Below are 14,274 nucleotides of genomic sequence, written 5' to 3' on the forward strand. Positions count from 1 at the left end.
TGGCCGGTCAGCAGGGTCTCCGCGGCCTCGCCGAGCACGGCCCGCAACGCGAACCCGGGGACCACCCACGGCGTGGGGCGGCGCAGCGCGTCCCCGAGCGCGTGGATGAACTCGGTGTTGGTGACCGGAGCTGGCGCGGTGAGATTGACCGGCCCGGACAGGGACGGGTGCTCCAGCACGAACCGGATGGCGTTGACCTCGTCGTCCAGCGAGATCCACGACAGGTACTGCCGGCCGTCGCCCCACCGGCCGCCCAGGAACGCGGAGAAGAGGGGACGCAGCCGGCCCAGCGCCCCGCCGGACGGGGACAGCACGACGCCGCTGCGCAGCCGCGCGACCCTGACCCCCGCATCGACGGCGGGGGACGTCGCGTCCTCCCAGCGTTGGCACAGCTCGGCGAGGAACCCGCCGCCGGAGGGGGCCGCCTCGGTGACGACCTCGTCGCGGGTGTCGCCGTAGTAGCCCACGGCCGAGGCGTTGACCAGCACCGGGACCCCGTGGTCGACCACCGCGCCGGCCAGGACCTCGGTGGGCACGATCCTGGTGTCCAACAGGAGCTGCTTGCGCGCGGCCGACCACCGTCCGTCCCCGACGCTGACGCCGCAGAGGTTGACCACCGCGTCCGCGCCGTCGAGCGCCCCGGGCTGGAGCTCACCGGCCGGGGGATCCCAGCTCCGCTCGTCCGGGGCCGAGGGCCGCCGCCGCACCAGCCGCACCACCTCGTGCCCGGCCGCGCGCAACGCGGGGACCAGGGAGGTGCCGATCAGGCCGGAAGAGCCGGCGACCACGACGCGCATGCTGCCGATCGTGGCCGAGGGCGGCACGGAGCGCGACCCCATCGGGGTGTGATCACCATCCCGAGCGGCCGGGTCCGCTACCCGTCGTCGCTGTTCGCCGCCGACGGACAGCCCCCACCCGCCCTGGGGGGCGAGCCCCAGTCCAGCCTAGCGCTGACGCCGGCCGCCGCCATGCCCGTCTGCATGACCTGTGGATGAACTGACGGGTTGTGGATAACTCGGTCCCCTGACCAGGTACGTCTCCGGCTCCCGCAGGCGGAGCGGCAAGAACGGTGGGACTGTGAGGGATTGCCCTGGCGTCAGTTCCGGCCGTGAGCGGATCGCTGAGGAAGAGCACGCGAGCGGAATCCCGGCTGGCGGCGCGGAGAACACCACCTCGGCGTCCGAACCGGTGGGCATGAGGTCCGGCGACACCCCCAGCCCCAGCGCGCGTCCACCCCTCTCGCACATCGACCACGCCCGACCGGGTCGACGTCCCCGGTCCCCGCACGGCCGGCGGCGGGCCAGACGAAGCCCTGGCAGCGACACCGAGCCCCCGCCCATGAACGCCGAAGGCCCCCGCCGCGGGCGCGGCGGGGGCCTTCACAGCCAGGAACGGGCGTCAGAGGCCGAGGTCGGCCTCGAACGCGCCCTCCTCCAGCCGGTTCTTGATGGTGGTCAGGAACCGGCCGGCGTCGGCGCCGTCCACCAGGCGGTGGTCGTAGGTCAGCGCCAGGTACATCATCGAGCGGATCGCGATGGTGTCGTCGCCGTTCTCGTCGGTCACCACCACCGGGCGCTTCGTCACCACGCCGACGCCCAGGATGCCGACCTGCGGCTGGACGATGATCGGGGTGTCGAACAGCGCGCCGTTGCTGCCGAGGTTGGTCAGCGAGAAGGTGCCGCCGGCCAGCTCGTCCGGGGTCACCTTGTTCGCCCTCGCGCGGGAGGCGAGGTCGGCGATCTTGTGCGCCAGGCCGGCCAGGTTCAGGTCGCCGGCGTTGTGGATCACCGCGTTGAGCAGGCCGCGCTCGGTGTCGATCGCGATGCCCAGGTGCTCGGCGCCGTGGTAGGTGACCTCCTTGGCCTCCTCGTTGATCGAGGCGTTCAGCTTCGGGTGCTGCTTGAGCGCCTCGACGGCCGCCTTGGCGAAGAACGGCAGGAAGGTCAGCTTGACGCCCTCGCGGGCCTCGAACGCGGCCTTCGCCCGCGCCCGCAGCCGCGCGATCTTGGTGACGTCGACCTCGAACACCTGGGTGAGCTGCGCCGACTCGGCCAGCGACTCCCTGGTCCGCTGCGCGACGATCTGCCGCAGCCTCGGCAGCTTCTCGGTCCGGCCGCGCAGGGCCTGCGCCTCGGCCGACGGCTGGGCGGCCGGAGCGGCGGCGCGCGGCGCGGCGGCGGCCGGAGCGGCCTTGGCCTTCGCGGCCTCGACCGCGGCCAGCACGTCCTGCTTGCGGATGCGGCCACCCACGCCGGTGCCCTTGATGGTGTTCAGGTCCACCCCGTGCTCGGCGGCCAGCTTGCGCACCAGCGGCGTCACGTACGGGGCGCCGGCCTCGCCGTTGCCCTGCGGCTCGGCCGGGGCGGCCGGCGCCTGCCACGCCGCGGGCGCGGCGGGAGCGGGCGCAGCCGGCTGGGCTGGGGCGGCCTGGGCTGGGGCTGCCTGGCTGGGGGCCGGCGGCTGCGGAGCGGGCTGCGCCGGGGCGGCGGGCGCCGGAGCCTGGGCCTGGGCCGGAGCGGGGGCCGGAGCCGACGGGGCGGGCTGCGCGGCGGGGGCCGGGGCGGCCGCGGCGGCACCCGGCTGGCCCACGACGGCCAGCTCCGCGCCGACCTCGACGGTCTGGTCCTCGCCGACCTTGATCTCCAGCAGCGTGCCGGCGACCGGCGACGGGATCTCGGTGTCGACCTTGTCGGTGGAGACCTCCAGCAGCGGCTCGTCCACCTCCACGGTCTCGCCGACCTGCTTCAGCCACCGGGTGACAGTGCCCTCGGTGACGCTCTCACCGAGCGCCGGCATCGTCACCGGGGTGCCCTGGGCGGCGCCGGAGGGCGCGGGCGCCGGGGCGGCCGGCTGCTCGGCGGGCGCGGGCTGGGCGGGCTCCGCCGGGGCGGCGGGCTGCTCGGCCTGGGGCGCGGCGGCGGGGGCCGGCGCGGGCTCGGCCGCGGCCTCGCCCTCCTCGCCGATCACCGCGAGCTCGGCGCCGACCTCGACGGTCTCGTCCTCGTTGACGACGATGCGCTGCAACACACCGGCGGCAGGGGACGGGATCTCGGTGTCCACCTTGTCGGTCGACACCTCGAGCAACGGCTCGTCCACCTCGACCCGGTCGCCGACCTGCTTCAGCCACCGGGTGACGGTGCCCTCGGTGACGCTCTCACCGAGCGCCGGCATCTGGACGGAGAAGGCCATCGTTCGCTGACTCCTCGTGCTTCGTGCTGGCTTGGCTGTCCTCGCGCGGTCCGGCTCAGCCGTGCGCGTGCAGCGGCTTGCCGGCCAGGGCGAGGTGGGCCTCGCCGAGGGCCTCGTTCTGGGTGGGGTGCGCGTGCACCAGCGGTGCGACGTCGTCGGCGGTGGCCTCCCAGTTGTAGATGAGCTGGGCCTCGCCGATCAGCTCGCCGACCCGCGCGCCGACCATGTGCACGCCGACCACCGGGCCGTCAGCGGCCTTCACCAGCTTGATCGCGCCGGCGGTCTTGAGGATCTGGCTCTTGCCGTTGCCGGCCAGGTCGTAGGTGACGGTCTGGACCTCGCCGTACCGCTCCTTGGCCTGGGCCTCGGTCAGGCCGACCGAGGCGACCTCCGGCTCGCAGTAGGTGACCCGGGGGATGCCGCTCTCGTCGACCGGCCGCGGGTTCAGCCCGGCGATCTCCTCGGCGATGAAGATGCCCTGCTGGAAGCCGCGGTGCGCGAGCTGGAGGCCGGGGACCAGGTCGCCGACCGCGTAGACGTTCGGCAGGTTGGTGCGCAGCCGCTCGTCGGTGAGGACGAAGCCGCGCTCCATGCGGACGCCGGCCTCCTCGTAGCCGTGGCCCGCGCTGTTCGGGCCGCGGCCGACGGCGACCAGCAGCAGGTCGGCCTCGAGCTGCTCGCCGGACTCCAGGCTGACCGTCACGCCCGTCTCGGACTGGGTGGCGCCGGTGAACCGGACGCCGGTCTTGAACTTGATGCCGCGCTTGCGGAAGGCGCGCTCCAACTGCTTGGAGCTGAACTCGTCCTCCGCGGGGACCAGTCGGGGCAGGGCCTCGACGATGGTCACGTCGGCGCCGAAGGAGCGCCACACGCTGGCGAACTCCACGCCGATCACGCCGCCGCCCAGCACCACGACCCGCTCGGGGACGAAGTCCAGGTTCAGGGCCTGGTCGCTGGTGACGATCCTGCCGCCGATCTCCAGGCCCGGCAGGCTGCGCGAGTAGGAGCCGGTGGCGAGCACGACGTTGCGGCCGGTGTAGCGCTGGCCGTTGACCTCGACGGCGTTCGGGCCGACGAACCGGCCGGTGCCCTCGACGTAGGTGATGCCGCGCGACTTCACCAGGCCCTGGAGGCCCTTGTAGAGCCGGCCGACCACGCCGTCCTTGTAGGAGTTCACGCCGGCGATGTCGATGCCCTCCAGCGAGGACTTGACACCGAACTGGTCGCCCTCGCGGGCCGAGTCGGCGACCTCCGCCGCGTGCAGCAGGGCCTTGGTCGGGATGCACCCGCGGTGCAGGCAGGTGCCCCCGAGCTTGTCCTTCTCCACCAGGACGACGGACAGGCCGAGCTGTGCCGCGCGAAGGGCGCAGGCGTAGCCGCCCGAGCCGCCGCCGAGGATCACGAGGTCGGCGGAGGTGTCGGTCACGGGATCTCCTCGACAGGCAACATTGGCTATTCAGGTCTGGCGTGCCTCACGCGCGGGTGGGCGCGCGGCATCCGCCATCTTGTCACCTGTTCGGCAGCGTCGGCGACGCGGGTTGGCGCATGTCGGACCGATCCTCGGCGCGCTCGGGACCCGCCTGGCGCGCGGTGGTCACGGCGCGTGGGGAGCCCCTCCCGCTCGGTGTCCGGCCGGCGACTGGCAAGATCGTCGGCCGCGCTGTCGCCTTTGCCGGAAACCGACCCCTGATCGACGGGGTGAACTGGCACGATCGTGGGACGAGCGACAGGGGGAGGGGGCGAGATGGGCCTGTTCGACCGGTTTCGGCGGGATCGGCGGCCGTCGTCGGGTCGGCGGGCCGACGACGGGGACATCGCCCACCTCACGGCCTGGGCGGGGTCCCGGCGGGGTGTCGAGGCGTACCTGGAGCCGAGCACGGCCGTGACGGAGACCACCGTGGTGTTGATCGCACACGACGGGGAGTGGACCCGTCGGCGGGTCGCCGGCCAGGAGGCGGCGGCCAGGTGGGCCCGCAAGTTGGCGATCCCGCTCTACGACGTGCAGAAAGTCGGCTACCCGCAACGCATGCGCGACTACACCGCGCGCCAGCGGGAGCGGGAGCGCCGGTCGGACTGAGCGGCTGGCGGCCGCGGACGGCTCTCGGTCGGGCGTCAGTTGGCCTCGGTCGGGGTGGCCCTCTGGTCGTCGCCCTGATGTTCGTCTTCGGCCGCTCCCGGCGAACGTCGACCTCCGGTGATCGACGCGTTCGCGTTCAGGGGCTGGGAGAACCGTGGCCGCACGGCGAATCCAGCTTTTCCGGTGTCATTCGTCAGGCTGATGCTCCAGGCCCGGCGGCCTTCGTGGTCCCATTGGGCTCACCCGGTTTCCATGCCGGAGCCGGCGACCGACCCGCGTGACGGCGGGACGCCCGGTCAGCGCTCGAAACCGTAGGACCGCTCGACCCTGGCCACCCGCACCTCGTACGCCTCGTACCACCGCGTGCGGCCCTGGTCCTGCGCCTCGACGTGCTCCAGGTCGCGACGCCAGGCCCTGATCGCGTCCTCGTCCCGCCAGTACGACACCGTGATCCCCAGGCCGTCGTCGCGGGCGTGCTCGACACCCAGGAACCCCGGTCGCCCGGCGGCCAGTTCCAGCATGCGCCGCGCCGTCTCCTGATACCCCTCGTCCACGTCCGTGCGGCGTGAACTGAAGATCACCGCGTAGTAGGGCGGGCGGGGAAGCCGCGCCAAGCCAGACGTCTCCATGCCGCGGACCTTTCTCGTCAGTGTGGGGTGGTGGCCCGACAACGACCGCCACCGGGTGGTTCTTCGTCAGACGGACAGGGTCCCCGCGCCAGAGGCGCGGGGACCCTGCCGGGAACGCGGTCGCGGCGCGGTTGTCAGCCGTTCGCCGCGATGTCGGCGAGCACGGCGGCGATGGTGCGCACCGGCACGCCCGTGCCGCCCTTCGGCGTGTAGCCGTAGGGGCCGCCCGTGTTGTAGGCGGGGCCGGCGACGTCGATGTGCGCCCACTGGACGCCCTCGGCCACGAACTCGCGCAGGAACAGGCCAGCGGACAGCATGCCGCCCCACCGGTGCCCGGTGACGTTGGCGATGTCGGCCAGCTTCGAGTCCAGGTCGGCCCGCAGCTCCTCGGGCAGCGGCATGGCCCAGGCGTTCTCGCCGACGCCCGCGCCCAGCGCGGCGACCCGGTCGCGGAACTCGTCCGACCCCATCACGCCCGCGGTCCGCTTGCCCAGCGCCACCACGGCCGCGCCGGTCAGCGTCGAGGTCTCGATCAGGTAGTCCGGGCCGTCCTCGCAGGCGCGCACGATCGCGTCGGACAGGATCAGCCGGCCCTCGGCGTCGGTGTTGAGCACCTCGACGGTCTTGCCGCCGTACATGGTCAGCACGTCGCCGGGGCGGTACGCGCTGCCCGAGGGCATGTTCTCGGCCATCGGCACGGTCGCCACGACCTCCAGCGGCAGCTTCAGCTTCGCCGCCAGCACGACCGAGGCCACCATCACGGCGGCGCCGGACATGTCCGAGGTCATCTCGTCCATGTTGGCGGCCGGCTTGATCGAGATGCCGCCGGTGTCGAACGTGATGCCCTTGCCCACCAGGGCGACCTTCTTCTTCGCCTTGGCCGGGCGGTAGGCCATGCGGACCAGGCGCGGCGGGCGCGCCGAGCCGCCGCCGACGCCGAGGATGCCGCCGAAGCCGCCCTTGCGCAGCGCCTTCTCGTCCAGCACCTCGACCTCGAGGCCGGCGGCGCGGCCCAGCTCGGCGGCGCGCTCGGCGAACGACGCCGGGTACAGGTCGTTGGGGGCGGTGTTGATGAAGTCGCGGGCGGTGGCCACGGCCTCCGCCACCAGCGTGGCGGTCTTGATCGCGGCCTTGTGCGCCCTGGCGGTGCCCTCGGCCGGCGCCACGAGGTCGAGCCGGCCCAGCGAGGACTCGCCCTTCTCGGACTTGTACTCGGTGAAGGAGTAGGCGCCCAGCAGGCTGCCCTCGGCCGCGGCGACGAGGTCGAGCGAGGAGAGTGTGCTGACCGCCTTGGCGGTGCCGGCCAGCGCGCGCGCCGCGGCGCCGGAGGCCCTGCGGACCTGCTCGGCGGTGGGCCGGCCGTCGGTCGGGCGGCCGAGGCCGACCGCCACGAGCAGGTCGGCGGAGACCGTGCCCCTGGTGGGAACCTTCACGACCTCGTCGGCCCTGCCGCTGGCGCCGACCAGGCGCAGCAGCTCCAGCAGGCCGCCGCCGAAGGCCGTGTCGATCGGCTCCGCGCCCGGCGCCAGCTCCAGCCCGTCCGCTCCCTGGACGGTGCCGATGACGACGGCGTCGACGGCGAGGCCGGCCGGGTCGCTGTCGGTGAGGGCGAGCTTCGGCAAGGTCACGGTTGCTCCTCTGCTTGTGCTGGACCCGCCTCGGGTCGGCAGGCGACCACGAGCGTCGCACGGGAGGTGTCGCGCACGCCTGACCTCCTCACGAACGCGGGTCGACATCCGGGACGGCACCGTCCGTCGCGAGGGTGCGCTACGGACGGTGAGGAATGTGCCGCATGCTAGTGCTCGTGCGGGCGATATCAGCCGTCAGGGCGTTTCCGAAGGGCTCTCGTGTCTGTCACCGTGTCCTCGGCCGGGGCACGGTGATCGAGGCTCGGCGGGGACCCCGCGCACGCGCGCTCCCGACGCCGGCGGCGTCCCCGGCCCGGGGAGACGGCGCGCTCCCCGCGCGGGCGGGCACCCGACCGCCCCGCCGCCCGTCCCAGACCGTTCGCACGCCGGGAGACCGCGGGTGAGAGACCAGAAGTCCGTCGACGTCCAGCGCGACGCTGGCGCCGTCCCCGGGGGAGCAGGCCCGTCCCCCGCACACCACCACGACGACGGCACCACAGCCGGGGCGGACGTTCCGCCGGGCGCTGCCGCGCCGGCCGGTGCGGTGGCGGGCAACGGAACCACCGCCGCGACCCGCTGGCCGGGTCTGGGCGGCGCGTCCAGGACCGTGCCGGTCGCCGTGCTGCTGGGCACCGCCGGCATGCTCGGCGCCGGTGTCTTCCTCGGCCCCGCGCCGGCCGCCGCGCTCGCCGGCCGCTGGTACCTGCCCGCGCTGCTGCTCACCGCGCTGGCCACCACGTGCTTCGTGATCGGCAGCGCCGGCGCGGCGGCCTGGCACGCGGAGCCCGGCGGCAGCTACGCCTACATCAGGGACCAGCTCGGCCCGGTCCCCGGCCGGATGGCCGCCGCCCTGGTCCTCGCCGGCCGCGCCGCCGCCGCGGCCGCCATCGCCGGCGCGCTCGCCCACTACCTGCTGCCGTCCCACCCCATGGTCGTCGCCGTCGTCCTGATCGCGCTGGCCACCGCGTTCAACGCGGCGGGCCTGCGGCTGGGCCGCTGGGGATGGCTGCCGGTGGTGTTCGTGGTGCTGGTCCTCGGCCTCGTCGTGGCGACCGCCTTCGCGATCGAACCGCCGGCGGCGGTCCCGGTCGCCCCGCCCGGCCAGGCGGGCGCGGACGACGTGCGGGGGATGTCCGCCGCCGCGGCCGTCGCCTTCTTCCACTTCGCCGGGTTCGAGCGGCTGGCCTCGCCCGTGACGCTGTCCGACCGGTTCCCGCAGCGGGTGCTGCGGATCGCGTTGCCGCTCGTGGTGCTGCTCGCGCTGGCCGCGCAGCTCGTGGTGGGCCTGGCGCTGCTGCGCCAGCTCGGCCCCGCCCGGCTGGCGATCTCCCCGGCGCCGCTGCTCGACCTGCTCGTCGCGGCCGACGCCACCGCGTTGGCCCCGCTGGTCGTGCTGGCCGCGGTCGCGGCCATGGCGCCGATGCTGGTCGTCGCCCTCGCCGGGGTCAGGGCCGGCGCGTCCGCGGTCATCCGCGGCCGGGACGTCCCGCTGCGGATCAGCCTCGTCACCGGCCCGCGCGGGCCGTGGCGCCTCGACGTGGTGGGCGGCGGCGTCGCCGCGGTGTTCGTCGTCGCGCTGGGGCCGGTCCACTCGCTCCAGCTCGCGGCGTGCTGCCTGCTCTTCTACTACGCCTTCGCCAGCGCGGGGGCCCGACTGGTGCTGCTGGACGGGCCGTCGTGGCCGATGCGGTCGGCCTGCCTCGGCATGGGGCTGGCGGTGATCCTCGCCATGAGTTCCCCCGTGCCCTACCTCGTGGCCACGGTGGCGATCGCGGGCTCCGGCGTCGCCCTCGGGACCCTCATGAACCGTTGGTGGCGGTAGCGTCGGGGACCGTGAGCGAGACAGCGCTGCGGCACAGTCCCCTGCACGCCGCCCACGCGGCCCTGGGCGCCACGTTCGCGCCGTTCGGCGGCTGGGAGATGCCGATCCAGTACGCCGACGGCGGCGTGGTCGCCGAGCACACCGCGGTGCGGGAGGCGGTCGGCGTCTTCGACGTCTCGCACCTGGGCAAGGCGCTCGTGTCGGGGCGGGGCGCCGCCGAGTTCGTCAACGCCTGCCTCACCAACGACCTGCGGCGGATCACGCCGGGCCAGGCCCAGTACACCCTGTGCTGCACCGAGTCGGGCGGGGTCGTGGACGACCTGATCGCCTACCTCGTCGGCGAGGACGAGGTCTTCCTGGTGCCCAACGCCGCCAACACCGCCGAGGTGTGCCGCCGGCTGGCCGCCGCCGCGCCGCCGGGGGTCGCCGTCACCGACCTGCACACCGACCACGGCGTGCTCGCCGTGCAGGGGCCGCGCTCGGCCGAGGTGCTCACCGCGCTCGGCCTGCCCGCCGACCTGGACTACATGGCGTTCACCGACGCCGAGTGGTCGGGCCGGCCGGTCCGCGTCTGCCGCACCGGGTACACCGGCGAGCACGGCTACGAGCTGCTGCCCCGCTGGGACGACACGCCGGCGCTGTGGACGGCCCTGCTCGCGGCGGCCGAGGACCGCGGCGGCCGCGCCTGCGGGCTCGGCGCGCGGGACACGCTGCGCACCGAGATGGGCTATCCCCTGCACGGCCAGGACCTCTCGCCGGAGATCAGCCCGGTCCAGGCGGGGGCCGGCTGGGCGGTGGGCTGGAAGAAGCCCGCGTTCTGGGGCCGCGACGCCCTGGTCGCCGAGCGGGCGGAGGGCCCGGCGCGCCGCCTGCGGGGTCTGCGCGCGCTGGAGCGGGGCGTCCCGCGACCGGGCATGCCGGTCCTCGACGCCGGCGGGAGGCGGATCGGCGTCACCACGTCGGGCACGTTCTCCCCGACGCTGAGGACGGGTGTGGCGCTCGCGCTGGTCGACACCTCGGCCGGTGTCGAGCCGGGGGCCGAGGCGCTGCTCGACGTCCGGGGCCGGAGGCTGCGGTGCGAGGTCGTCAAGCCGCCGTTCGTCCAGGCCCACGTGCGATGACCCGGACCGCGACCCCGCCGGGCGGCGGCCCCGTGTGGCGGCCGGGCGACGAGCTGCTCTACCGCCTGCCCCGCCTCGACGACCCGCTCGGCCCGGTCCACCCCGCCCGCGTGATCGCCGACGACGGGCGGGAGCTGGTGTGCTGGGTCCCCGGCGGCACCGAGGTCGTGGCGATGCGGCTGCCCGGCGGCCGGCAGCAGCGGGACGTGCCGCTCGGCGAGCGGTTCACCTCGCCCCGCACGGCCGTGCGCTCCCGGTGGTTCGGCGGCGGCACCCTCCGGCTGGTCCTGGAGGAGCACTGGTCGTCGGTGTGGTGGTTCTTCGAGCCGGACGGCGCGTTCCGCAACTGGTACGTCAACCTGGAGATCCCGCTCGGCCGGGACGCCGCCGGCGTGCTCCGGGTCGACGGTGCCCTCGACGTCGCGGTCTCGGCGGACGGCCGCTGGGAGTGGAAGGACGAGGACGAGGCCGAGGCGATCGTCGACGCGGGACTGGTGAGCCGGGAGCAGATGGACCGGTTGCGGGCGGAGGGCGAGCGGATGATCGCGTTGGCCGAGGCTGGGCGGTTCCCGTTCGACGGGACCTGGTGCGACTTCCGCCCCGACCCCGCGTGGCCCGTCCCGAGCCTGCCCGAAGGGTTGGCCCCCGATGTCGTCGCCAACTGAGCCCCGCCGCGCCTGGCGGCCGGGCGACGAGCTGCTCTACCGGTTCCGCCGGCCCGACGGCAGCACCGGGCAGATCCACCCCGCGACCGTGGTCGCCGACGACGACCGGGGCCTGGTCTGCTGGGTGCCGGCGGGCACGGCGATCCTGGGCACCCGGCTGTCCGACGGCCGCCGCGTCCGTGACCTGCCGCTGGCCGAGCGCTTCGCCGCCCGCCGGGTCCACTTCCGCGACCGGTGGCGGGGCGTGTCCACCCTGCGCCTGGTCCCCGAGCGGGACTGGTGGTCGGTGTGGTGGTTCTTCGAGCCGGACGGCGCGTTCCGCAACTGGTACGTCAACCTGGAGATCCCGCTCGGCCGCTGGCATGGCGGGGTGGACCGGATCGACGGCGTGCTGGACCTCGTCGTCACGCCGGACCGCCGCTGGAGCTGGAAGGACGAGGACGAGGCCGCGCAGGCCCTCGCGGTCGGCCGGCTCACCCCCGAGCAGCTCGACCGGTTGCGGGCGGAGGGCGAGCGGATGATCGCGTTGGCCGAGGCTGGGCGGTTCCCGTTCGACGGAACCTGGTGCGACTTCCGTCCCGACCCCGCGTGGCCCGTCCCGAGCCTGCCCGACCTCGCCGAGGCGCGGTGATGGACCGCGCCGCGTTCCGGCGGCACGCGCTGTCGCTGCCCGACGCCGAGGAGGTCGAGACGTGGGGCACCCCCACGTTCCGCGTCCACGGGAAGATCTTCGCGATGGCCGGGACCGACCTGTCCACGGCGAGCGTGAAGACCGGCCTCGACGAGCAGGCCGCGCTGACCAGCGCCCGACCGGACGTCTACTCGGTCGCCCCCTACGTGGGGCGGTTCGGCTGGGTCGCCGTGGACGTGCGCGCGGCCGACCCGGGCGAACTGCGGGACCTGCTCACCGAGGCGTGGCGCCGCACCGCCCCGAGACGGCTCGTCGCCGCCTTCGACGCCGAGGCCGCCCGTCGCGACGCGCTGTGAGCGACGCGCTGTGAGCGATGAGCGGTGCGCGGTGCGCGTGAGCCGGGTGAAACGCCGTGAACGCCGTGAACGCGGCGAGTGGGGTTGAGCGCGGCGGATGCTCAGCGTCGGTGTCGTCGCCGGCACGAGCCGAACGCCCACAGCACGGCGAGTCCAGGCGCGGCCAGCGCGCAGAGGATGGCCAGGACCAGCAGGACCGGCCCGCCGCCCGCCGAGTCGCCGTCTCCCGGCGTCTTCCCGATCAACCCGAGCACCAGCAACGGCACCGCCGTCCACCCCAGGACGGAGACCACGGCCAGCAGGACCCATAAGCTCGCGCGCCCACGGGACCGCTTCGCGGGCGTGGCGCCGTTCTCCTTCTTGATCATCACGAACACCCCCAGGGCCGCCATGCTGCCAGCGGTGGGTGACCGAGAAACGGTGTTCGCGAGGGTTCGCGCTCGGGCGCTCCGAGCGCTCCAGGCGCTACAGGATCGTGAAGGCCGTGAGCACGGCCGCGACCACCGCGACACCGACGAGCGCGCGCGTGGACAACTCGGGCGGGAACCAGCGCCCGTGCCGACGCCGCCACCAGAACAACGCGCCGCCGGCCGCGAGGACGGCCAGCACGACGCCCACCTCGTCCAGCAGGATGTAGCCGTCGAGGAGGAGCAGCCCGACGGTCAACGGCGTCAGCGCGGCCAGCCCGGCCGCCCGCAGGTCCTGCGAGAGGTCGGTCGGCTGCGGCGTGTTCTCGGGACCGCTCTGGCTACTCACGGCCGGCATCGTAGGACGCGCCGCCGGCCGTGGGGGCGGGTCGGGGGAGATCGTCGGAAGGCCGACAGGTGGGAACACGACTTTCGGAATCCTGATAGTGGACTACGGTGCATCCATGACGACAGCGTTGCCGTTCTCCCGGACGCCGAACCCGCACCCGGCCTCGCCGGAGCGGCGGGCGGAGGTGCTGGCCCGGCCGGGCTTCGGTCAGCACTTCACCGACCACATGGTCACCATCCGTTGGGACGTCCAGCAGGGCTGGCACGACGCGCGGGTGGAGCCCTACGGCGCCATCGCCCTCGACCCGGCCGCCATGGTGCTGCACTACGGCCAGGCGATCTTCGAGGGGCTCAAGGTCTACCGGCAGCCGGACGGCTCCCTGGCCTCGTTCCGCCCCGACGCCAACGCGGACCGCTTCCGGGCCTCCGCCCACCGCCTCGCCATGCCCGAGCTGCCCAACGAGCTGTTCGTGGACTCGCTGCGGGAGCTGCTCGCCCTCGACGGCGGGTGGGTGCCGGCGGCCGGCGGCGAGGAGTCGCTGTACGTCCGGCCGTTCATGATCTCGACCGAGGCGGCGCTGGGCGTGCGGCCGGCCAACGAGTACCTGTACGCGCTCATCGCCTCGCCCGCCGGCGCGTACTTCTCCGGCGGCGTCCGCCCGGTGAGCGTGTGGCTGTCGACCGAGTACGTGCGGGCCTGCCCCGGCGGCACCGGCGCGGCGAAGTTCGCCGGCAACTACGCGGCGTCCCTGCTGGCGCAGGCGCAGGCGGCCGAGCAGGGCTGCGACCAGGTCGTCTGGCTGGACGCGTGTGAGCGGCGGTTCGTCGAGGAGATGGGCGGGATGAACCTGTTCTTCGTCCTCGGCAGCGGCTCGGACGCGCGCCTGGTCACCCCGGAGCTGTCCGGCGCGCTGCTGCCCGGCGTCACGCGGGACTCCCTGCTCCAGCTCGGGCGGGACCGGGGGATGGCGGTGGAGGAGCGGAAGATCTCCACCGACGAGTGGGAGAAGGGCGTCGCCTCCGGCGAGATCACCGAGGTCTTCGCGTGCGGCACGGCGGCGGTGATCACGCCGGTCGGCAGGGTCAAGCACGCCCACGGCGAGTTCCTGGTCAACGGGGGCGAGGCCGGCGAGGTGACGATGGCGCTGCGACGCCAGCTCACCGAGATCCAGCGCGGCGTCGCGCCGGACCCGCACGGTTGGATGACCCGTCTCGCCTGAGTCGGCTGGTCGCCTGAGTCGGCTGGTCGTCGGACTCTGGACAACGGACTCCGGTCGACGGACTCCGGTCGACGGACTCTGGTTGGCTGACGGCTGAGCCGGCTGTCGGCTTGGGACGCGGTGTGGACGCGGACGCGTCAGGCCCCTCTCCTCGCTCTGGGGAGAGGGGCCTTTTGTTGTT

15 protein-coding genes are annotated in these 14,274 nt (G+C 74.3%); 8 read left to right on the forward strand and 7 right to left on the reverse strand.

The window, feature by feature from the left end:
• The coding region (locus tag LX15_RS18855; protein WP_253671018.1) for a TIGR01777 family oxidoreductase at positions 1 to 797 on the reverse strand (797 nt) is incomplete at its 3' end.
• A gap of 48 nt (positions 798 to 845) precedes the next feature.
• Here LX15_RS18855 and LX15_RS18860 point away from each other — a divergent pair.
• A complete protein-coding gene (locus tag LX15_RS18860) occupies positions 846 to 995 on the forward strand; it encodes a hypothetical protein (RefSeq protein WP_253670940.1) in 150 nt (49 codons plus the stop codon).
• A 403-nt stretch (positions 996 to 1,398) separates the two neighbouring features.
• On the opposite strand, the gene sucB is transcribed toward LX15_RS18860, so the two are convergent.
• Together sucB and lpdA are read right to left on the reverse strand one after the other, a co-directional pair.
• Positions 1,399 to 3,189, reverse strand: coding sequence for a 2-oxoglutarate dehydrogenase, E2 component, dihydrolipoamide succinyltransferase (gene sucB / locus LX15_RS18865; RefSeq protein ID WP_253670941.1), 1,791 nt, complete (start codon positions 3,187 to 3,189; stop codon positions 1,399 to 1,401).
• Between the two features lie 55 nt (positions 3,190 to 3,244).
• Positions 3,245 to 4,615 carry a dihydrolipoyl dehydrogenase gene (lpdA, locus tag LX15_RS18870; protein ID WP_253670942.1) on the reverse strand — a complete coding sequence of 457 codons (1,371 nt, stop codon included), beginning with the start codon at positions 4,613 to 4,615 and terminating at the stop codon, positions 3,245 to 3,247.
• Between the two features lie 318 nt (positions 4,616 to 4,933).
• Between lpdA and LX15_RS18875 the strand changes: the two genes are divergently transcribed.
• Positions 4,934 to 5,266, forward strand: a complete 333-nt coding sequence (locus tag LX15_RS18875; protein WP_253670943.1) for an oxidoreductase — start codon at positions 4,934 to 4,936, stop codon at positions 5,264 to 5,266.
• Positions 5,267 to 5,562: 296 nt separating this feature from the next.
• Here the strand turns inward: LX15_RS18875 and LX15_RS18880 are convergent, their stop codons facing one another.
• Together LX15_RS18880 and LX15_RS18885 are read right to left on the reverse strand one after the other, a co-directional pair.
• Complete coding sequence (locus LX15_RS18880; protein ID WP_253670944.1) at positions 5,563 to 5,895, reverse strand: antibiotic biosynthesis monooxygenase family protein; 333 nt, start codon at positions 5,893 to 5,895, stop codon at positions 5,563 to 5,565.
• 134 nt (positions 5,896 to 6,029) lie between these two features.
• Positions 6,030 to 7,523 (reverse strand): leucyl aminopeptidase, encoded by a 1,494-nt coding sequence (locus tag LX15_RS18885; RefSeq protein WP_253670945.1) that lies wholly within the window; start codon positions 7,521 to 7,523, stop codon positions 6,030 to 6,032.
• A gap of 400 nt (positions 7,524 to 7,923) precedes the next feature.
• Between LX15_RS18885 and LX15_RS18890 the strand changes: the two genes are divergently transcribed.
• From LX15_RS18890 to LX15_RS18910, 5 genes are read left to right on the forward strand one after another with little or no spacing between them, the layout of a single operon-like run.
• The gene (locus LX15_RS18890) at positions 7,924 to 9,345 is read left to right on the forward strand and encodes an amino acid permease (protein WP_253670946.1); all 1,422 of its coding nucleotides are present in this window, start codon (positions 7,924 to 7,926) and stop codon (positions 9,343 to 9,345) included.
• 11 nt (positions 9,346 to 9,356) lie between these two features.
• The gene (gene gcvT, locus LX15_RS18895) at positions 9,357 to 10,466 is read left to right on the forward strand and encodes a glycine cleavage system aminomethyltransferase GcvT (RefSeq protein WP_253670947.1); all 1,110 of its coding nucleotides are present in this window, start codon (positions 9,357 to 9,359) and stop codon (positions 10,464 to 10,466) included.
• The gene (locus LX15_RS18900; RefSeq protein ID WP_253670948.1) at positions 10,463 to 11,131 is read left to right on the forward strand and encodes a ribonuclease FAU-1 family protein; all 669 of its coding nucleotides are present in this window, start codon (positions 10,463 to 10,465) and stop codon (positions 11,129 to 11,131) included. Before gcvT ends, LX15_RS18900 begins: the two co-directional genes overlap by 4 nt.
• Positions 11,115 to 11,762: a ribonuclease FAU-1 family protein gene (locus tag LX15_RS18905; RefSeq protein WP_253670949.1), complete on the forward strand. Its 648-nt coding sequence runs from the start codon at positions 11,115 to 11,117 to the stop codon at positions 11,760 to 11,762. Before LX15_RS18900 ends, LX15_RS18905 begins: the two co-directional genes overlap by 17 nt.
• Positions 11,762 to 12,118, forward strand: a complete 357-nt coding sequence (locus LX15_RS18910) for an MmcQ/YjbR family DNA-binding protein (protein ID WP_253670950.1) — start codon at positions 11,762 to 11,764, stop codon at positions 12,116 to 12,118. Before LX15_RS18905 ends, LX15_RS18910 begins: the two co-directional genes overlap by 1 nt.
• A gap of 101 nt (positions 12,119 to 12,219) precedes the next feature.
• Here the strand turns inward: LX15_RS18910 and LX15_RS18915 are convergent, their stop codons facing one another.
• Together LX15_RS18915 and LX15_RS18920 are read right to left on the reverse strand one after the other, a co-directional pair.
• Positions 12,220 to 12,510: a hypothetical protein gene (locus LX15_RS18915; RefSeq protein ID WP_253670951.1), complete on the reverse strand. Its 291-nt coding sequence runs from the start codon at positions 12,508 to 12,510 to the stop codon at positions 12,220 to 12,222.
• 73 nt (positions 12,511 to 12,583) lie between these two features.
• On the reverse strand, positions 12,584 to 12,874 hold the full coding sequence (locus tag LX15_RS18920; protein WP_253670952.1) for a hypothetical protein: 291 nt from the start codon (positions 12,872 to 12,874) through the stop codon (positions 12,584 to 12,586).
• A gap of 115 nt (positions 12,875 to 12,989) precedes the next feature.
• Here LX15_RS18920 and LX15_RS18925 point away from each other — a divergent pair, with 115 nt between their 5' ends.
• The gene (locus tag LX15_RS18925; protein ID WP_253670953.1) at positions 12,990 to 14,093 is read left to right on the forward strand and encodes a branched-chain amino acid aminotransferase; all 1,104 of its coding nucleotides are present in this window, start codon (positions 12,990 to 12,992) and stop codon (positions 14,091 to 14,093) included.
• The last annotated feature ends 181 nt before the right edge of the window (positions 14,094 to 14,274 follow it).

It is taken from the genome of Streptoalloteichus tenebrarius (assembly GCF_024171885.1).
Lineage (GTDB): Bacteria > Actinomycetota > Actinomycetes > Mycobacteriales > Pseudonocardiaceae > Streptoalloteichus > Streptoalloteichus tenebrarius.

Bases quoted from the DNA above. Each gene is read 5' to 3' on its own strand.
- LX15_RS18900 (WP_253670948.1), top strand. From the start codon at position 10,463: ATGACCCGGACCGCGACCCCGCCGGGCGGCGGCCCCGTGTGGCGGCCG.
- sucB (WP_253670941.1), bottom strand. From the start codon at position 3,189: ATGGCCTTCTCCGTCCAGATGCCGGCGCTCGGTGAGAGCGTCACCGAG.
- LX15_RS18905 (WP_253670949.1), top strand. From the start codon at position 11,115: ATGTCGTCGCCAACTGAGCCCCGCCGCGCCTGGCGGCCGGGCGACGAG.
- LX15_RS18910 (WP_253670950.1), top strand. From the start codon at position 11,762: ATGGACCGCGCCGCGTTCCGGCGGCACGCGCTGTCGCTGCCCGACGCC.
- LX15_RS18875 (WP_253670943.1), top strand. From the start codon at position 4,934: ATGGGCCTGTTCGACCGGTTTCGGCGGGATCGGCGGCCGTCGTCGGGT.
- LX15_RS18925 (WP_253670953.1), top strand. From the start codon at position 12,990: ATGACGACAGCGTTGCCGTTCTCCCGGACGCCGAACCCGCACCCGGCC.
- LX15_RS18880 (WP_253670944.1), bottom strand. From the start codon at position 5,895: ATGGAGACGTCTGGCTTGGCGCGGCTTCCCCGCCCGCCCTACTACGCG.
- LX15_RS18915 (WP_253670951.1), bottom strand. From the start codon at position 12,510: ATGGCGGCCCTGGGGGTGTTCGTGATGATCAAGAAGGAGAACGGCGCC.